The organism is Priestia sp. AB (assembly GCF_028369225.1).
Classification (GTDB): Bacteria; Bacillota; Bacilli; order Bacillales; family Bacillaceae_H; genus Priestia; species Priestia megaterium.
Window position 1 is genome coordinate 75,251 of sequence record NZ_JAQMYN010000004.1, and the last position, 16,732, is coordinate 91,982.

Below are 16,732 nucleotides of genomic sequence, written 5' to 3' on the forward strand. Positions count from 1 at the left end.
GGGATACAATTTTTTTGTAAAATAATTTAGTTTTTAGTAACTTTGACATATGTTCTCTCTTTTTAAAGCGGAGTAAAATAGGAAAATACGTGAAATATTTACATAATGGAGGAAGACCAATGGGACGTTTGCCAAAAGATAGAGAAATTCAAGCGATTAAACGACGCGTTGCACTGGTATTGTTAATTATTGGATCATTTATTTTAACAGGTGCTAGCTTTAGCATTTATTGGTTTATGATGTTAAAAATATAAATTTTTTTATAAAATAAAGAAAAAAGACATGGTTTTGTTCCCATGTCTTTTTTAGGTTTATTCTTTCTCAGACACTCCCGCAGATTCAAATGTGGCCATATTGGCAATCATCAGTGAAGCTGAGTGCAGCAGTGGAAATGTAACAGCAGCTCCACTTCCCTCACCTAAACGAAGATTGAGGTTGAGGAGCGGTTTCTTGCCAAGAAGCTTCATTGCACACGCGTGACCTTGTTCAACAGATTCGTGACTAGCAAACATATAGTCTCTTGCTTGTGTATTGATTTCTGTTGCTAGAAGGGCTGCAACTGTACAAATAAAACCATCTACTAAAATAGGAATACGGTGAGCAGCTGCCGCCAGCATAGCACCTGTCATCCCGGCAATTTCAAGACCCCCTATTTTACTAATAATATCAATCGGATCCTGAGGGTTAATGTGCCTGTTTTGCAGCGCTTCTTCAATCACATTCACTTTGTGGCGCAGTTGTTCGTCAGAAATCCCTGTGCCCATTCCTGCAAGCTTAGAGACTTTTTCTCCTGTCAATACAGCTAAAATAGCCGTGCTTGACGTAGTATTTCCGATGCCCATTTCTCCTACAATCAAACATTTAATTCCTTGGGCAATAAGCTCTTCAGCTTCTTCATATCCGACTTGAACAGCCAGTTCTGCCTCACTGCGCGTCATCGCGTCTTCTTTATAAAAACTTGCTGTGCCCAGCTTCACTTTGCGTTGTACAAGGTCTTTATGGGAAAGGTCAGAAGCAATGCCGATGTCAATCAATTTGAACTGGGCATCTATTTGCTGACTAAACACGTTAATAGCTGCTCCTCCCTGTAAAAAATTCAGCGCCATTTGTGCCGTTACATCTTGCGGATAAGCTGAAACTCCTTCTTTTACAATTCCATGATCGCCTGCAAAAACGAGGACCCCTGGCGGCGTGACTGTCGGAAAAACTTCCCCGGTCATGGCCGCTAATTCCACTGCTATTTCTTCGAGTCTTCCAAGGCTTCCTATCGGTTTGGTTAATGTATCAATATAGCGTGCCGCTTTTTCACCAGCGCTTGTTTGAAGCGCTGGAATATAAATGTTTATCATATGTACCGCTCCTTTATTTCAGCAAATGTCTACCGTTTAATTTAACAGGATTTTGTTTATTCTGGCTAGTCTTTTTTAAAGTAGATAATTGGATAGAGTTCCCAAGACTTAGTTATACTAGTAAGAGTTGCGTATAGGCAGTATTTTGAAAGGAAAGATTTTATGACAACGAAACAGCACAAAAAGGAAAAGGCAGGTCGGCTCATTTATCGCTACATTATGATGTTAATTGGGGCTTCCTTGGCTGCCGTTTCTATCGAATTATTTTTAGTCCCAAATTCTGTAATTGATGGCGGTATTATCGGTATTTCCCTAATTTTAGTGTACTTAACGAAATTGCCGTTCAGTCTTCTTATCATCATCTTTAATCTCCCTTTTTTATATAGTGGATACAAACAAATTGGTCGTAACTTCTGCTTTTCATCTATGTTTGCAGTTGTTGCTTTATCCATTGTAGAATCTCAGTTGCACCATGTTCCAGCTGTAACATCTGAACCGCTTCTTGCTACTGTATTTGGCGGACTGCTGTTAGGAGCAGGTGTAGGAACGGTCATTCGTCACGGTGGAGCGTTAGACGGAACTGAGATTTTAGGTATTTTATTAACAAAAAAAATCCCGTTTTCTGTGGGCGAATTTGTGATGTTTTTAAATATCTTCATTTTCGCTTGGGCAGGGTTTGTGCTAGGGTGGGAACAGGCTATGTACTCGATCCTTACGTACTATATTGCTTCTAAAACAATCGATGCGATTATTCAAGGGCTTGATGAAACAAAAGCAGCTTTTATAGTTTCAAATCACTATGAAGAGCTATCAGACGCTATTACGCATCGTTTAGGCCGCGGCGTGACGAAACTGTATGGTAAAGGCGGATTTGAAGGTACAGAAAAAGAAGTCATATACGTAGTTGTAACGCGTTTGGAAATTACCAAGCTTAAAACCATTATTTCCGAAATAGATCCACATGCCTTTACAACCATTATGGATACCCAAGAAGCGCAGGGCGGCAAATTCAAATCAGCCATCCACTAACTATACATAAGTGTGGATTTCCCTGAGCATGCTAATAGCTGACTACCCGTAAAGGAGCTCACCACAATGAAAGAACAAATGTCCAACTTATTTCACCAATTAAAACAGTCGGTTTCCGATGTATCGGATAAGTTATATGACAAAGTACATACGCTGCAATCATCACCAGGAGTGAGTGTGTTTGAACTGTATGAATGGATTAAAGAAAACCCAAGCACAAGTGTACAAAAGCAAACGCTGCTCGGGATTTCGTACTCTTTCTATACACTCCACGCAGACGGCGTTTTTTTCTATATGGAAACGAAATATGATTATTTACTTTACATGACTATTTATAGTCCAACACGTCATTATTTCACTTATCATTCTTACAGAGATTCTTTATCAACAGTGACTCCCTTGACGTTTCCTATTACTAAATAATAAAAAGCTCCTCAATCGAGGAGCTTTCTTTATATGGTTATCTTCCTTTTCGGACTTTAAAGATAAACAGCGCAAGTAAAAAACCGCTCGTCGCAGTTACTATTTTCCACGCGTTTAAGATTGGATTTTTTTTCAAGGTCCTGCTCCTTCCTTGCGGCTATACTAAAAATAGGATGGCCGCCTTTCAAACAGCTAGTCCAACTTCCCCCTACTATTGATACCATCATCTAACATATAGCCCACCGACATTTTCATCAATTTCACTTTTCATACTATAACATATTTTTGCCATTTAGTAGAAGTCTTAAAAGTAAAAGCTGCACTTCTCTTAAAAAAACCGGTATTGAACCCCTGCATTTTCTTTACCGTTCATTTTTTGATAAAGGTTTTGAGCCACTTTATTTTCACTGCTGCACTCAGCGGTCATCCCTGCAAACTCATACTTTTGAGAATAGGCCAGGCAGATCTTAAACAAACGTTCACCAATTTTATTTCCTCTGTTTAAAGGAGATACGTACAAGTCTTTTAAGATGGCTGTTTCTTTAAAATAATAGGTGCTCCACGATAGGTACACCGTCGCAAAACCTACTAGTTTCCCTTCCAATTCAGCAACAAACTGGATACCATAGGAAGGACTATTCAATAAGCGCTTAATATGTAAAGTTAAAGCTTTCCGGGAAGGGGCAGGCTGCTCACAGAATTTTACTATATATTCTTGCATTAACGTAGCCAGTCGCTCTCGATCAGTTTCAACCGCCTGTCGAATGACAACCATTTAATCACTCCTTTTAGCTCAACGCTCTTAACATAATTCGATAGCCATACTCTTTTTCCTTTCGTTTTCGTGATAAGCTCCCTACTTTTACACAAGGGGTATTTAAAGCAAACAACCTTATACGGCTTATGGTTGATGAGAGAAAATACGATGTTTTAAAAAAAGGTTGCAAATAGCAACCTTTTTTAGTTAGCAAGCGCATAATTTCGCAAGAATAAACCTACACAGCCGCTGATTACAATCAGTCCTCCTGCTGTTAGAAACGCCGCCGTTACATTTAGCGAAGCAACAGCTCCAAGCAGCAGCACCGAAAGCCCAAACGTCACATATGAAACGCTAAGCGTAGCGGAAAGTACCTTAGAAAGCTTTTCTAAAGGAACGGCCGTTTGTGTAAGCGTGTAAGAACATGTAGCGCTTATTTGAAGGGCAATGCCAATAGCAAAACTAAGTAAAAGTGAAAGAAAAGGAGCAGGCATCACTCCGAACAATAATGTAAAGAAACCTGATAAAAGACTGCCTAGTGTTACGATATGATAAAGACTTTTCTCTTGTTCAACTGAAATCTTCAACAAAACGAAACCTCCAAGAACCGTTCCAACAAAAAAACTGCTGTTGATATATCCCCACCAAGCTTCATTTTTATTTAATATCTCTTTCACAAACACGTAGACAATTGCTGATGCCCAAACGCCGGCAGCAATCCCTTCTAAAACCTCCATGACTAATAAAACCCGCAGGCGCGGATAATCCCAAATTAGCTTCCATCCCTCTTTTAACCCTTGTTTTTGCTTCGTTTTAGAAGAATGAGCGTTAATGCGAATAGCCTGCATAAATACGATTGACAAACTGAATAACGAAAATGACAGCCATAAAAGGCCAGTAGCATCCCAGCTAATGATCAGAAAGCTTCCAAGCGGATAGGCTGCAATTTGAATCATTTGATCAGTGACATTAAACATACTGTTCCATTTCAACAGCTTCTCTTTATCTACTAAATGAGGAAGCATAGAGCTTTGAACCGGAGCTGTCCACCCATCGAAAAAAGCAATAAGCGCTACGCAGCACAGCATGCTGATAAGCGACATATGCCACAAGAAAAACATAGATAAAACACTGGTTTTTAACAATTGAGACACAACAAGAATACGCTTAGCTCTGTAGCGATCTATAAGAAAAGGCACAATAAAACTGCTCAAAAACTTAGCAGTCGTAATGGTAAATGGAATGCATGAAAGCAGCACAGGAGAACTATTTTGAGCATAAAGAATGCTGATTAACGCAACAATATATAATACATCTGCTAAATTGGCTTGACTTTGACCAAACCATAAAAAAAGTACGGAACGATTTTTCACGACAATCCCTCTTTCTTTTTAGTATGACTGAAAAGAAAGAGAATCCTACACGTAATCAACCCCTTTTATATAGCGGCGTGCTTTTATCGACTTATTACAATCGTATGCTTTTTGCAGAACGAAACTTTTTTATATAGTAAAAAATACAAACAGTTAAACAGTATTGTAAGAAATCAAGAAATTGTCGTGAAAACGAAGTTAGATTAACTATAGAATATCAGAGTTATAGAATCAATACTTTTTACATAATTTTCTTTTTCTTCTTCTTCTTCACTTCTAAATAACCTAAGCTTGCCATATACATAGAGGGACGAGTACTCCTATTAAAATTTAACGTATAGGGTGAGGAATATTTTTTCGAGAGTGGTTTCGATTTGCTGTGGCAGCTTATTAATTGGACTAGGGCTAAACGGATTTATTGCTCCGTATCACTTACTAGACGGTGGACTTATAGGATTTGGGCTTATCGTATATTATGTGTTTGGAACTCCTATCGGACTGTCCATTTTCTTTTTGAATGTACCTATCTATTTATATGCTTTTTTTCGTCATCGTCAAAATTTTTTTTACGGAAGTATAGGCTTATTTGTTTCTTTTTTTATGACAGAATGGCTGTCTATTCTCGAAGGCACGCTAGAGCTTCCTTTGCTCTTTAGCTCATTGCTTGGAGGCGCACTCGTAGGGATGGGAATAGGACTGATGCTTCGCTACGGCATCAGTTCGGATGGGCTTGATTTAATTGCCATTATTGTATCGAAAAAATGGAAAATCAATATAGGAATAACCATTTTTATCTTAGACAGTACGATTATGATAGTGGGCTTACATATTATCGGATTTACTGCTTTTTGCTACTCCATGCTTGTTATTACGATGAGCAGCATAATGATTATGCTTTTTACTTCTCCGCGATGGCTGTCTTCATAAAAAAAACGCTGGAACTTCCAGCGTTTTTTTATCTGTTTCCGACTATCATATTGATGTGATTGTGGAGAACCGTAATCGTTGAAGGTGTCGTCGTTTCTTTTTCTCCATCACAATCTACCGTTTTTTCAGGAGTAGTTTCAATATGAACTTCTTTTGCACGAAAATGCATAAGGTTGCTTTCAGGGTTAAGCTGTTCCTCATCAGGGCTTGTTTGTAACCATGCCATAACCGGCTCGATTCCCATTTCTTTAATAACGAATACATCTAATAATCCGTCTTGAAATGAGCTGTTTCCTAGCATAGCGCGAGTTCCTCCTAAAAAAGGGCCGTTTCCAATTAACACCATAACAGCTTCTCCTTCATAGGAAGCTTTTTCGCTCGTCATTTTTAATTGAAAAGGCTCTGCTTGATTTAAAGTTCTGCCTACGCTCATGTAGTAAGAGAGCTTACCAAATTTCTCTTTATTTTCTTCCAAAATATTTTCAGATACATCAGCTACGAGGCCGATTCCCCAAAAGTTTAAAAAATAATCTTCGCCATGTTTTCCAACATCCACTGCCTCCGTCTGCTTTTCTATAATTTGCTCCACCGCTTTTAAAGGATTTTGATTCATTCCAATTGCACGCGAAAAGTCGTTGCACGTTCCACCAGGTAAAATAGCAAATACAGGACGTTGCTGCAACGGAGCAAGAGCGTTGATGAGCTCATAAATTGTCCCGTCTCCTCCTGCTCCAATAATGACATCCGCTTTGCCTTCCAATTTCCTTACCAGATCGGCACCATCTCCAGGTTGCTCTGTTTTATATAAAGTAACCGTCTCAAATGCAGTGTTTAACCGATCACATATAAAGTCAATTTCATTTACTAATTTTTTGTTTCCTGCGTTTGGATTCAAAATCACTGCTGCCTTCATCTTTCTCTCTCCTCTATTCATATCTTCCGTTTCACTTTTTTTCCCTTTCTTTTTAAAAAACAAACCTTTTCAAATATGAACGTTTTATGAAACCATTCCAATAGTACTTTTTTTACTTTCAAAACCTGCTATAATAATTTTCGGACTTGTATTAACAAAAGATGGTTATTGAGAGGAGCTTTCTATACGTGTCAATAAAATGCATGACGCAGCTATTTGCAAGTTGTTTTGTTTTTTTACTTTCCTCAGTCGCTACTTGGTATAACGGCTCTTCGATGCTTGAAGGACCTTTATCAGCTAGTTTGACCGGAGGGCTAACAAAGTCCTCGGCGGTTCATCACTATTCTCACATCGATTATTTGTTATATACAATTAAATTCCACCCTCAGTTTCCAATTATGATGATGGTGAGCGGAATTTATTTGATTGTATTACTATCTATTATTGGCTTCAAAAAGCGGTATGGATTGATTAGCTCCTGCTGTTTATGTATCACAGCTCTCTTGTGCTACAGCAGCTATAAACTTTCACATACCCCTACCGAAGGTGAGCACGCCATGATTACCTCTAGCTTAGCTGCAGCAAGTTTATGCTTAGCAGTCGGATTATTCTATTTATTAAAGCGATTTTATTCTCAAAAAGAATATATTTAACCATATGAAAAAAACGTCGGATCTACCGACGTTCTTTATGTGAAATCAGTTGTATTTATTGATTTTGTTCAACTGGCGTATAACCTATATACGCAGACTGAGGTCGGTAAATACGATTATTTTCTGATTGCTCTACGACATGAGCTGTCCAGCCAACTACACGGCTTGCTGTGAAGGTTGGGGTGAATAGTTCAGACGGAAGCTCAACCGCTTTCATAACCGCTGCAGCGAAATATTCTACATTAGTATAAATGCCTCTACCCGGCTTGTATTCATTGAGTAATTCAATGGTTTTATCTTCAATTTTAACAATTAAATCAAATAGCCCGTTATCTCCTGAGATTTGTTTCGATACTTCTTTTAATGCTTCTGCTCTTGGATCATGTGTACGATAAACGCGATGACCAAATCCCATGATTTTCTCTTTATTATCTAATTTTTTACGAACCCAAGGCTCAATATTCTCTTCACTTCCAATTTCATCAAACATGGTAATAACACCAGAAGGAGCTCCTCCGTGAAGCGGACCTTTCATCGCGCCAATTGCTCCGCAAATAGCTGAAACCATGTCAGATTCGGTAGATGAAATAACGCGTGATGAGAAGGTCGAGGCGTTCATCCCATGCTCAATTGTCAAAACAAAATATGCGTTCAGCGCAGTAACCAAACTTTGATCTGGAATTTCTCCGTTAATCATGTATAAATAGTTTGCTACATGATCCAAATGCTCGTTAGGCTCTACTACTTCTAAATCATTCATTTTACGATACCAATAGGCAATAATGGTAGGTGTGACCGCTGTAATCGCAAGTGCCTGCTCCTTTGTCGGAGGCCAGCTGTATGAAGGGTCTCCTAAAGCTGAGATACATGTGCGAAGCGCGCTCATCACTTCTGTATCTTTTGGCAAACAGTCCATTAATGCAACAATATTAGCCGGAAGCGTACGATGAGTCACCATTTTTTGTTTAAATGCTTTTAACTCATCATGATTTGGCAGCGTGCCGTTCCAAATTAAATAAGAAACTTCTTCAAAAGAATAATTGATCGCCAAATCTTTTGCCCAATATCCGCGATAAATCAGCTGACCTTTCTCTCCATCAACATGCCCTACTTTTGTTTCAGCTGCAACGATTCCTTCTAATCCTTTAACGTATGTCATCTCAACCACTCCCCCAATTATTTTTAACAAACAGGCCCTTTTTTCTATGTACGGCTCGTTTGCAGAATGAATAGACTCACCTTAGTGGTGCACTATACCATTTTATTCCTCTTTCTTAATTGTCAGAACAGTATACAAAATGAACATTTCAACACGCGTTATTTCTGCGCTCGCGGCTTTGTTTTACGGGAGAAAAAAATATTTTTCTAGGATTTTCTTCGAGGGTACTTTTTTTGTTAACGCTTACAAACATGCGGGTTTCTAACGTATTTAGAGGAATTTGATGTACTATTTTTAGATGAATCACTATTCACTTCCTTATGTAAGAGTTTACATTTATTTGAATCATAAGTAAAATAGATAAATAGAATAAATAGTATGAAAACTAAGAATACTAGTGAGGAGAATTTATGGATATTCGAGAACTGCAACATTTCATGGAAGTAGTTAATCAAAAAAGTTTCACGAAAGCAGCAGCCGCAATTCACTTGTCTCAGCCAGCATTAAGTAAAATTGTAAAAAAACTAGAAGAAGAACTCGGCGTAGATCTTTTTGATCGCTCTACTCGAAAGCTGACGTTAACCGATGCAGGACAGATTGTGTATGGGCAAAGCCAAAAGCTGGTATCCACTCTTCACGAGCTGCATGCTCTGTTAGATGATTTACGAAATCTCCCTACAGGAGATATTAAAGTAGGAATTCCTCCTTTAGTAGGGACTGTTGTTTTCCCGATGATTGCAAAAAACTTTACATCAAAACATCCTCAGGTGAAATTAGAGCTTGTGGAGCTTGGCGCAAAGCGAATTGTCGAACTTGTAGAAAACGAACAAGTAGACCTTGGCATTATCGTGTTGCCTATTCAAAACCCTCTTTTTCACGTCTATCCGTTTATTGAAGAAGAGTTTAATTTATACATTCATCATGAGCATCCGCTGGCAGCTAAATCAATCGTTGCTTTGAGCGAGCTTAGAGAAGAACCGTTTGTCCTATTCAGCAAAGATTTCTCTCTTCATGATCGCATTATTCATGAGTGCATTCAAGCGGGCTTTCATCCAAAAATAGCGTACGAAAGTTCTCAATGGGACCTAATTATTGAACTAGTCGCTTCTGAATTAGGTATTGCAATTTTACCAAAGTCCGTGTTTCCAAAGATCAATAACCCTTTTATTAAAAGTATTCCAATTGCCGCACCTACTCCAATGTGGGAGCTTGGCATCATTTTGAAAAAAGATCGCTATATGTCATATGCTACACGGGAACTTTTATCCTTTCTCGTCGACCAAGATATCATTCTACCGTCTCATACGATGTCAGCAAACTCTTAACAAAAAAGCCTCTTCTTTCATTAGGAAGAGGCTTTTAGTCACCTTTTATATCTTTCTTCAATCTTTTTTGTCTTGCGATCAACTAAAAACAAGTCAGCAAATGGCGACTTGTTTTACAGCTGCTTTTTGAATAGCACACTTTTTTTAAAATGTACTCCCAAAGCTTCACGATTCGCCATAAACACTCCTATTAAAATAAGAAGGCCTCCGCCAATAATAGAAGGCGTGATAGCTTCATTTAAGACTACATAGCCGATTAACACCGCGATTAAAGGAGATACATACAACCAAGTAGATGGAAAAATGGGATTTGTTTGGGCGATGAGCCAATAATATAAGCCGTGTCCAGCAATTGAACCAACAAAAATTAAATATACAATAGACCATACTGCATTTCGAGGCATAATAGTTGAAACATGGATCTGCTCTGTACATAAAGATAGCACCAGCAGAAATATTCCCCCGTAAAACATTTGAATACCGTTAATTAAAAATGGTGACACTTCTTTTAGTTCATTTAACAAAGCTTTCGAATAATTGCTGCCTATGCCGTAAAATACCTCTCCTACTATGATAATGATACACCCTAACGTCCACGAATAAGACATAGTGGCTGTCACATTTGGAAGTGAAATGCAAATAACACCGGTAAAAGCCAGAAGCAAAGCCAATAACTGCTCTTTTTTTAATTCCATTTTTCTTTGCATCACTTGAATAAGCAATATTATCATTGGGCCAGTAGCAGATAAAACAGCTGCAAGACCCGATGTCACATGTTGTTCTGCCCAATAGAGCGTTGAAAATGTCATAAAGGTCAAACAAAACCCTACCATCATCACTTTTTTTGAAAATAATAACGAGCGTCGAACGTCTTTTTTATATGCAAAGTACGAGATTACTAAGATTCCTGCTAAAAGAAAGCGAGTTCCGGCTGAGAAAAGTGGAGGCATTCCTGCTTCAATCCCTAATTTAATAGTTAAAAATGTCGTGCCGAAAATAAAACAGATAAGTACGTAATTAATAATAATCATATATCTTCCTCCTTTAAATATGCCACGAGTATAAAAGAAAGGAAGTATAACAGTAAAACCTTGACTATAACAGTTGCTGTTTTTCCAGTTGCGCCCATGCTTATTTTGAGGTTAACTATAGAAAAAGAATAGTTAGGTGACACAATGAGATTTAATGTACATAAAAAATCTTCTACCCCCATTTATCAGCAAATCTATGAGCAGATTCGTTATCGCATCCAAACGAGCATGATAAAACCTGGTGATCAGCTCCCTTCTTTACGCAAGCTATCACAAGAGTTAGAAATAAGCTTATTAACGGTACGAAAAGCGTATCAGCTCTTACAAAAATCAGGATTAATCGTAATACAGTCAGGAAAAGGAGCTTTTGTTAAAGGGGTTACTAAAGGTTCTTCCAAGGTATTAAATAATTTTTCATGGCAAGATGAATTAAACGTAAATATCACGCGCTCTCAGTATAGCTTAAATCGTGATCGTAAATATTATGATTTCTCTCAGGCTATTCTTTTCCCTCGTCTCCTTCCTAATCAGTTTTTAGCGCAAGAAATGCAAAGTCTGTTACGTACCAATGAGCTTGTTTTAGCCACATACGGTCCAATTCAAGGAGATCAGGAGCTTTGCATGGAGCTTTCTTCTTATTTACAGAGAGAGCAAGGAATAAAAGCTGAGCCTCATGAAATTATGATTACAAGTGGCGCTCAGCAAGGTATTGATTTAATTGCTCAAACGCTTTTAAAACCAGGGGATACGGTTATAGTAGAGAGTCCATGCTACGGAGCTGCAATTGATGTCTTCACCAATAAAGGTGTTAACGTCATTTCAATTGAACTAGATGAAGAAGGAATACAATCTGATTTAGTAGAAGAAGTCTGCCAAAAAATAAAACCTTCGCTTTTGTACGTGAACCCTTCTTTTCAAAATCCTACAGGTATACTAATGAGCAGACAGCGTCGCAAAGAACTAGTTGGTTTGGCCGAATTGTATCACTTTTTTATTGTTGAAGATGATTCGTTTGGAGAGATTTATTTCGATGATATATCGGTGCCTCCACCGATCAAAACGTTTGATAAAAATGGGCATGTTTTGTTCTTGAAGGGGTTTAGTAAAACGTTGGCTCCAGGACTTCGAATAGGATTACTTTATGCACAGGGTTCTGTATTTGATTGGCTATATGCGGTTAAAGCACTGATGGATATTGGTAGTCCCTTACTAACTCAAAAAGCCATGCTAGCTTTTTTACGCACTGAGCGAATGAAACATCACATGGAAAAACTGAGGACCGCTTTGCAACTGAGAAGAGATCATGCAAGCGATCTGCTTTCGTCTCTTTCCGAATCCGTTCAATTCCAAGTTCCTAATGGAGGATTCAACTTATGGTTAAAACTGCCTCAAAAAGTAAACACATTTGGGTTATTAAAAAAAGCCCAGGAGCACAATATCTGCTTTTTACCTGGTGAAGCTTGTTTTGTTCACAAACCGCTTCATGCTTACATTCGAATAAGCTATTCCCTCCTTAGTGATACTGATTTGAACACAGGACTTCAACGTCTTAACACCATTCTTTCAGCTGAAATATAAAAAGATTCTTTAATAGATGTTTAATTACAAGAAAAGAAGTGTATACAGAAAGAGGAGAAGAATAACTTTCTTCTCCTCCACTCTTTTAACTCACATTTTTATTCACAGCAATAATTTCACTCAGGTTATTCATATAAATAATTTGGTCACCAAACGTTCTATTTTTCAGAGCAGCCGTATGGTGCGGCTTCATGCCAATAATATAGCATGTGATACCCATGAGATAAAAGGACTGCATAAAGCCTGCAAAAGCTTGAATTCCTTCGTTCGTTAATATATCGAGTCCCCCAAAGTCAAATAGAAGCGTGGTGTAATTTCCTTCATGCGCAAAGTTTTGCAAAATGCACGTATTTTCAGCTACAAGATCTGTATCCAAGTCTCCAAAAAGGGGTATAAGTCCTACTTTAGAGGATAGTTTAATAAAAGAAGCGGACAATTGCTTAATTTTTTGTAATGATTTTTCAAGACGTTCTTTTTGTTCAAGCAGTTCAAAATCTGTATCTGCTAATCGTTTCCGATGGTCTTGAACAAGGTTCGTTAGCTCTTGTATACGTTCATCTTGGCGAATACAAACTAAATGACCTATATCACTATCCCATTGAATTAAGCATTCAAACAGTGAATAAGGTGAATCATTGGTTTGCATCACAAGCTCTACTTTCTGAATAGCCTGGCCTCGGCTTTGGACAAGCGTTTGCTCATCATGGGGTTCGTCTACAGACAATTCTCGAGAATCTTTTTGGCGCAAGCTTAAAAACTTTCTCGCCTTTTCTTGACTAAATACGTCTACAAGATCTAAAAAATTAGCTGAAGGCTTAAATAAATGACCTGATTGTTGCGACCATTCCAAAATATTAAATTCAGTATCCACTAAAAAGTAAGGAATTGGAACATATTCAAGCATCGACATTAACTTCCACTCCTTTGTGATAACTGATTAACCAGTTATTTAGTTGGTGAAGATCCGGAATTAGGCGTGTATGCTCAGAACAGTAAGAACGGAAATCAATTTGAGAAACTAAGCGCCCTCCTACCATTACCGTTGGTCTTGGTTCTAATTTGTCCAAAGTTTTGGTATATTCAGCAAGCCTCTCAATATGATAAGGAATGCTGACAGATAATCCTACCATATACGGCTTCCATTCTATAGCCATTTTCTCAGCGTATTCCAGAGGTAGATTGGCCCCTAAAAAGCGAGTATTCCAACCATGTTCCTCAAACAATAAAGCCACCATCTTTAAACCAATGAAGTGCTGTTCTTGTTCCAAGCATAGAAGCAGTGCCCTTGGAGCGGTGTCTGAAGCGTGTCCCTGAATTTTTTTATAAAAGCGATAGCGAGTTAGCACATAATCACATGTCGTAGTTGCAACATGCTCATCAGCTACAGAAATGATATTTTCTTCCCACATATCTCCAGTTACTCGCATTGCGGTTGTAATTAAATTTTCATAAATATCTAGGCTGTTCTTTCCTTGGTGGATTTCTTCTAGCACAACTTCCCAAGCGCTGTCTTGATCACCAGCTAATAAATAGCCTACAAATTTTTGTACTTGAGATTTCATTGTTTCACCTCAGTAAACGTGAAGCTTTTAAGAAACTTGACCAAAAGCTTCTCGTCTCTCTTTTTCAAGATAGCCTAAAATGTATACCACTTTTAGACTAACACATGTTGCCAATAGCAACAACATAAAAATAGAATAATAACTTTTTATTTTACTACACTCAGTAAAATATGACTAGTATTTCTCTAAATATTCTCCTTTCCCTTTTATTTATGAAAAACACCTCGGTATTTTGTACCGAGGTGTTTTTCAAGTTGTTATCATTTCGTCGGCTAAAATAATGTAAGTGCGTCTCTTTTTCTTTTATGCATCTTTCCTTTTTTCCACTTTCAATAGACTTTCAAACATATGTATTTATGACTCTTCTGCTCCGACCATAATACTGATAAGATAGAGCGCTGCCATAACTGAGCCGATTGTATTGCATATCAAATGAATATATTGGCTGGTCGCTATAAACAAGTACAAGCTTAGCGACAGCAGCACCGTTCCGAACAAAAAAGACCATTTAAATAATGACAGTGGCCGGTTAAACTTTAGACGCAAACAAAAAATGAGAATAAAGCCTACTAGCGCCATCACAAAGAAACTAACATTAAATAAATTGATGGTTATCACGTTTGTTCACACTCCCTTTACCCCTGAAACTATTATAACATATTTTTCCTTATCTCTATTCTTTCTCTAGGAGCGAACGCGTCGAAAATTGTTTTTTTAATGTGTTTATGTCACAATATTTTTATAAAAATTCCAAGGAATGAGGAAATGCATTGACTACACCTGAAGCTCAAGATTCAAAATGGTCCATTTTAAATAAAGCCCTTCATAGCTCACAATCTGGCATTATCGTGACAGACCCTTCTTTGCCTGATAACCCAATTATTTACCTCAATCAAGGGTTTTCTCTTATGACCGGCTATAAGGAAGAAGAAGTATTAGGAGAAAATTGCCGTTTTCTACAAGGGCCTCTTACAAACCTGCACCACATTGATGAAATTCGCAGCGCTATTAGCCGCAATCAATCAGTTTCTGTTACACTCGTTAATTATCGAAAAGACGGCTCTTTCTTTCATAATCAGCTAACGATTGATCCGACATATATAGAAGAAGAAGATAAATACTACTTTATTGGTGTTCAAAAAGATGTAACAATAGAGATTACAGCCCAGGAACAGCTACAGCAAGCTTTAGAAGAAGTTGAAAGGCTATCCACCCCTATCGTGCCAATAGAGGAAGGAATCTCTGTTCTTCCATTAATCGGAACGTTAAACGAACGGCGTATAGAAATGCTATTTAATAGCTTCACCTCGTGTAACACAAGCAGCAAAGATCGTTATTTAATCCTAGACGTCTCAGGGTTAGCGCGATTTAATGATTCATTCGGCCGTGATATTCTTAATATTTACAATTGGCTGAAGCTCATGGGAACTCAGCTTGTTTTAACAGGAATTTCTCCTGACATGGCCATACATATGAGCACTATGGAAGATGATATGTCCTTTATTTTAGTCTATCAAAGCATTAAAGATGCCTTACCCAAGCTAAAGCTATAAGCACAAGAAGTGTTTCTTTATGAGAAATAGGTAAAATGCATGAATATGGTAGTTAATAAATGTTTATTTTTTAATAAATTGGGTTTGAGAGTATACAGTTAGGGAAAACAAGGCGTATAGGAAAATAAATGCGCTTCATAATGGATTTATTTATAAGCATCCTCACTCTAGATCAGGGGATGCTTTTATGCCTTTATTTATAAATCAATTAGACTATACATATATAAGGAGAGTCTTCATGCATAAAAATCAGGACTTATATCATTTTTTCAAAGAACATTCTCTTCAATTAACTGAAGACTGGTACAATCAGCTCGACGATGAAAATGAGTTCTCTGTCTATTCGAGTAAAAATCCAGCAATTGTGAAAGAACTGAAGCAGCAAAATCAAGATTATTTTCAGCATTTATTTGACGTGTTTATAAAGGATGAGGAGTATTTTTTTTCAGATTTTCAGCAGTGGTCGATAGAACTAGCGCGTGATCCAAAGCATTTAAGTACGCCTCTTCACTTTATTATTCGAGAATATTTTAATTCACAAAAAATTGCCGTCAATTACTTAAAGAAGTTTATCTCTTTGCATTCGAATGAAGTAAGCACAGATAAGATATTTATGTGGTATGACATTATTGTTAAAGCTTTTGATCTATCTATTTATATCTTTATTCAAGAATATCATAAAAATACGCAAGAACAGCTGAACGCTCAGAAAGAGTTAATTAATGAATTAAGTTCTCCTGTGATCATGCTTCAAAATAAAGTTGCACTTCTGCCTCTTGTGGGGGATATTGGAACGGTCAAAAGTCAGTTTATTTTAGAAAACACGCTTCAGCAATGCTCGAAAAAAGACGTTGAACATTTATGTATTGACCTGCTCGGTGTAGCTACAATTGATACGATGATGGCACAAGAGATTTTTAATTTGGTAAAAGCTCTTCGTTTAATTGGTGTGCAAACAATTTTATCTGGAATTCGACCGGAAATTTCTCAAACTGCCATTCGCTTAGGACTTTCATTTGAACATGTTAAAACTACTTCTTCTCTTGCACAAGCACTTAATTCTATTGGTTAAGCATATGGCTCTCTATTACAGCATAGAG

The 16,732-nt window shown here is 37.6% G+C and carries 18 protein-coding genes; 9 read left to right on the plus strand and 9 right to left on the minus strand.

The features are described from left to right. The first annotated feature begins 119 nt into the window (after positions 1–119). The gene (locus POF52_RS13330) at positions 120–254 is read left to right on the plus strand and encodes a hypothetical protein (RefSeq protein WP_013057740.1); all 135 of its coding nucleotides are present in this window, start codon (positions 120–122) and stop codon (positions 252–254) included. Positions 255–311: 57 nt separating this feature from the next. On the opposite strand, the gene cobT is transcribed toward POF52_RS13330, so the two are convergent. Continuing rightward, the gene (cobT, locus tag POF52_RS13335; protein WP_016764739.1) at positions 312–1,349 is read right to left on the minus strand and encodes a nicotinate-nucleotide--dimethylbenzimidazole phosphoribosyltransferase; all 1,038 of its coding nucleotides are present in this window, start codon (positions 1,347–1,349) and stop codon (positions 312–314) included. Between the two features lie 162 nt (positions 1,350–1,511). Here cobT and POF52_RS13340 point away from each other — a divergent pair, with 162 nt between their 5' ends. Both POF52_RS13340 and POF52_RS13345 read left to right on the plus strand, forming a co-directional pair. Next, on the plus strand, positions 1,512–2,378 hold the full coding sequence (locus POF52_RS13340; RefSeq protein ID WP_013083822.1) for a YitT family protein: 867 nt from the start codon (positions 1,512–1,514) through the stop codon (positions 2,376–2,378). A gap of 66 nt (positions 2,379–2,444) precedes the next feature. Continuing rightward, positions 2,445–2,801, plus strand: coding sequence for a hypothetical protein (locus POF52_RS13345; RefSeq protein WP_013083823.1), 357 nt, complete (start codon positions 2,445–2,447; stop codon positions 2,799–2,801). A 328-nt stretch (positions 2,802–3,129) separates the two neighbouring features. On the opposite strand, the gene POF52_RS13350 is transcribed toward POF52_RS13345, so the two are convergent. Together POF52_RS13350 and POF52_RS13355 are read right to left on the minus strand one after the other, a co-directional pair. Beyond that, on the minus strand, positions 3,130–3,576 hold the full coding sequence (locus POF52_RS13350) for a GNAT family N-acetyltransferase (protein ID WP_176584168.1): 447 nt from the start codon (positions 3,574–3,576) through the stop codon (positions 3,130–3,132). A gap of 185 nt (positions 3,577–3,761) precedes the next feature. Further along, on the minus strand, positions 3,762–4,931 hold the full coding sequence (locus tag POF52_RS13355) for an MFS transporter (RefSeq protein WP_271993149.1): 1,170 nt from the start codon (positions 4,929–4,931) through the stop codon (positions 3,762–3,764). Between the two features lie 363 nt (positions 4,932–5,294). On the opposite strand from POF52_RS13355, the gene POF52_RS13360 reads away from it, so the two are divergent. Beyond that, complete coding sequence (locus tag POF52_RS13360; protein ID WP_074894945.1) at positions 5,295–5,858, plus strand: YitT family protein; 564 nt, start codon at positions 5,295–5,297, stop codon at positions 5,856–5,858. 28 nt (positions 5,859–5,886) lie between these two features. Here POF52_RS13360 and POF52_RS13365 read toward each other — a convergent pair whose 3' ends face one another. Then, on the minus strand, positions 5,887–6,771 hold the full coding sequence (locus POF52_RS13365; RefSeq protein WP_025751162.1) for a diacylglycerol/lipid kinase family protein: 885 nt from the start codon (positions 6,769–6,771) through the stop codon (positions 5,887–5,889). 188 nt (positions 6,772–6,959) lie between these two features. Here POF52_RS13365 and POF52_RS13370 point away from each other — a divergent pair, with 188 nt between their 5' ends. After that, positions 6,960–7,424, plus strand: a complete 465-nt coding sequence (locus POF52_RS13370) for a DUF4306 domain-containing protein (protein WP_223260182.1) — start codon at positions 6,960–6,962, stop codon at positions 7,422–7,424. A 55-nt stretch (positions 7,425–7,479) separates the two neighbouring features. On the opposite strand, the gene POF52_RS13375 is transcribed toward POF52_RS13370, so the two are convergent. After that, positions 7,480–8,583, minus strand: coding sequence for a citrate synthase/methylcitrate synthase (locus tag POF52_RS13375; RefSeq protein WP_016764746.1), 1,104 nt, complete (start codon positions 8,581–8,583; stop codon positions 7,480–7,482). Positions 8,584–8,993: 410 nt separating this feature from the next. On the opposite strand from POF52_RS13375, the gene POF52_RS13380 reads away from it, so the two are divergent. After that, positions 8,994–9,908, plus strand: a complete 915-nt coding sequence (locus tag POF52_RS13380; RefSeq protein WP_013083830.1) for a LysR family transcriptional regulator — start codon at positions 8,994–8,996, stop codon at positions 9,906–9,908. A gap of 113 nt (positions 9,909–10,021) precedes the next feature. Here POF52_RS13380 and POF52_RS13385 read toward each other — a convergent pair whose 3' ends face one another. Next, on the minus strand, positions 10,022–10,939 hold the full coding sequence (locus POF52_RS13385) for a DMT family transporter (protein WP_271993150.1): 918 nt from the start codon (positions 10,937–10,939) through the stop codon (positions 10,022–10,024). Between the two features lie 144 nt (positions 10,940–11,083). On the opposite strand from POF52_RS13385, the gene pdxR reads away from it, so the two are divergent. After that, positions 11,084–12,517: a MocR-like pyridoxine biosynthesis transcription factor PdxR gene (gene pdxR / locus POF52_RS13390; RefSeq protein ID WP_271993151.1), complete on the plus strand. Its 1,434-nt coding sequence runs from the start codon at positions 11,084–11,086 to the stop codon at positions 12,515–12,517. An 85-nt stretch (positions 12,518–12,602) separates the two neighbouring features. Here pdxR and POF52_RS13395 read toward each other — a convergent pair whose 3' ends face one another. The 3 genes from POF52_RS13395 to POF52_RS13405 all read right to left on the minus strand — a co-directional run bounded on the left by POF52_RS13395 (position 12,603) and on the right by POF52_RS13405 (position 14,697). Then, positions 12,603–13,427 carry a hypothetical protein gene (locus tag POF52_RS13395; protein WP_074894947.1) on the minus strand — a complete coding sequence of 275 codons (825 nt, stop codon included), beginning with the start codon at positions 13,425–13,427 and terminating at the stop codon, positions 12,603–12,605. Then, on the minus strand, positions 13,414–14,079 hold the full coding sequence (locus POF52_RS13400; protein WP_271993152.1) for a cobalamin B12-binding domain-containing protein: 666 nt from the start codon (positions 14,077–14,079) through the stop codon (positions 13,414–13,416). Before POF52_RS13400 ends, POF52_RS13395 begins: the two co-directional genes overlap by 14 nt. Before the next feature lie 354 nt (positions 14,080–14,433). Beyond that, a complete protein-coding gene (locus tag POF52_RS13405) occupies positions 14,434–14,697 on the minus strand; it encodes a hypothetical protein (RefSeq protein WP_074894949.1) in 264 nt (87 codons plus the stop codon). A gap of 152 nt (positions 14,698–14,849) precedes the next feature. Between POF52_RS13405 and POF52_RS13410 the strand changes: the two genes are divergently transcribed. Next, positions 14,850–15,632, plus strand: a complete 783-nt coding sequence (locus POF52_RS13410; RefSeq protein ID WP_176584177.1) for a PAS domain-containing protein — start codon at positions 14,850–14,852, stop codon at positions 15,630–15,632. 238 nt (positions 15,633–15,870) lie between these two features. Further along, positions 15,871–16,704 carry an STAS domain-containing protein gene (locus tag POF52_RS13415; RefSeq protein ID WP_271993153.1) on the plus strand — a complete coding sequence of 278 codons (834 nt, stop codon included), beginning with the start codon at positions 15,871–15,873 and terminating at the stop codon, positions 16,702–16,704. Positions 16,705–16,732: the final 28 nt, after the last annotated feature.

What these genes read in the sequence shown, in the direction of transcription:
- POF52_RS13330 (WP_013057740.1), top strand. Translation starts at nt 120, where the DNA reads ATGGGACGTTTGCCAAAAGATAGAGAAATTCAAGCGATTAAACGACGC.
- cobT (WP_016764739.1), bottom strand. Translation starts at nt 1,349, where the DNA reads ATGATAAACATTTATATTCCAGCGCTTCAAACAAGCGCTGGTGAAAAA.
- POF52_RS13340 (WP_013083822.1), top strand. Translation starts at nt 1,512, where the DNA reads ATGACAACGAAACAGCACAAAAAGGAAAAGGCAGGTCGGCTCATTTAT.
- POF52_RS13345 (WP_013083823.1), top strand. Translation starts at nt 2,445, where the DNA reads ATGAAAGAACAAATGTCCAACTTATTTCACCAATTAAAACAGTCGGTT.
- POF52_RS13350 (WP_176584168.1), bottom strand. Translation starts at nt 3,576, where the DNA reads ATGGTTGTCATTCGACAGGCGGTTGAAACTGATCGAGAGCGACTGGCT.
- POF52_RS13365 (WP_025751162.1), bottom strand. Translation starts at nt 6,771, where the DNA reads ATGAAGGCAGCAGTGATTTTGAATCCAAACGCAGGAAACAAAAAATTA.
- POF52_RS13375 (WP_016764746.1), bottom strand. Translation starts at nt 8,583, where the DNA reads ATGACATACGTTAAAGGATTAGAAGGAATCGTTGCAGCTGAAACAAAA.
- POF52_RS13380 (WP_013083830.1), top strand. Translation starts at nt 8,994, where the DNA reads ATGGATATTCGAGAACTGCAACATTTCATGGAAGTAGTTAATCAAAAA.
- POF52_RS13385 (WP_271993150.1), bottom strand. Translation starts at nt 10,939, where the DNA reads ATGATTATTATTAATTACGTACTTATCTGTTTTATTTTCGGCACGACA.
- pdxR (WP_271993151.1), top strand. Translation starts at nt 11,084, where the DNA reads ATGAGATTTAATGTACATAAAAAATCTTCTACCCCCATTTATCAGCAA.
- POF52_RS13395 (WP_074894947.1), bottom strand. Translation starts at nt 13,427, where the DNA reads ATGTCGATGCTTGAATATGTTCCAATTCCTTACTTTTTAGTGGATACT.
- POF52_RS13400 (WP_271993152.1), bottom strand. Translation starts at nt 14,079, where the DNA reads ATGAAATCTCAAGTACAAAAATTTGTAGGCTATTTATTAGCTGGTGAT.
- POF52_RS13415 (WP_271993153.1), top strand. Translation starts at nt 15,871, where the DNA reads ATGCATAAAAATCAGGACTTATATCATTTTTTCAAAGAACATTCTCTT.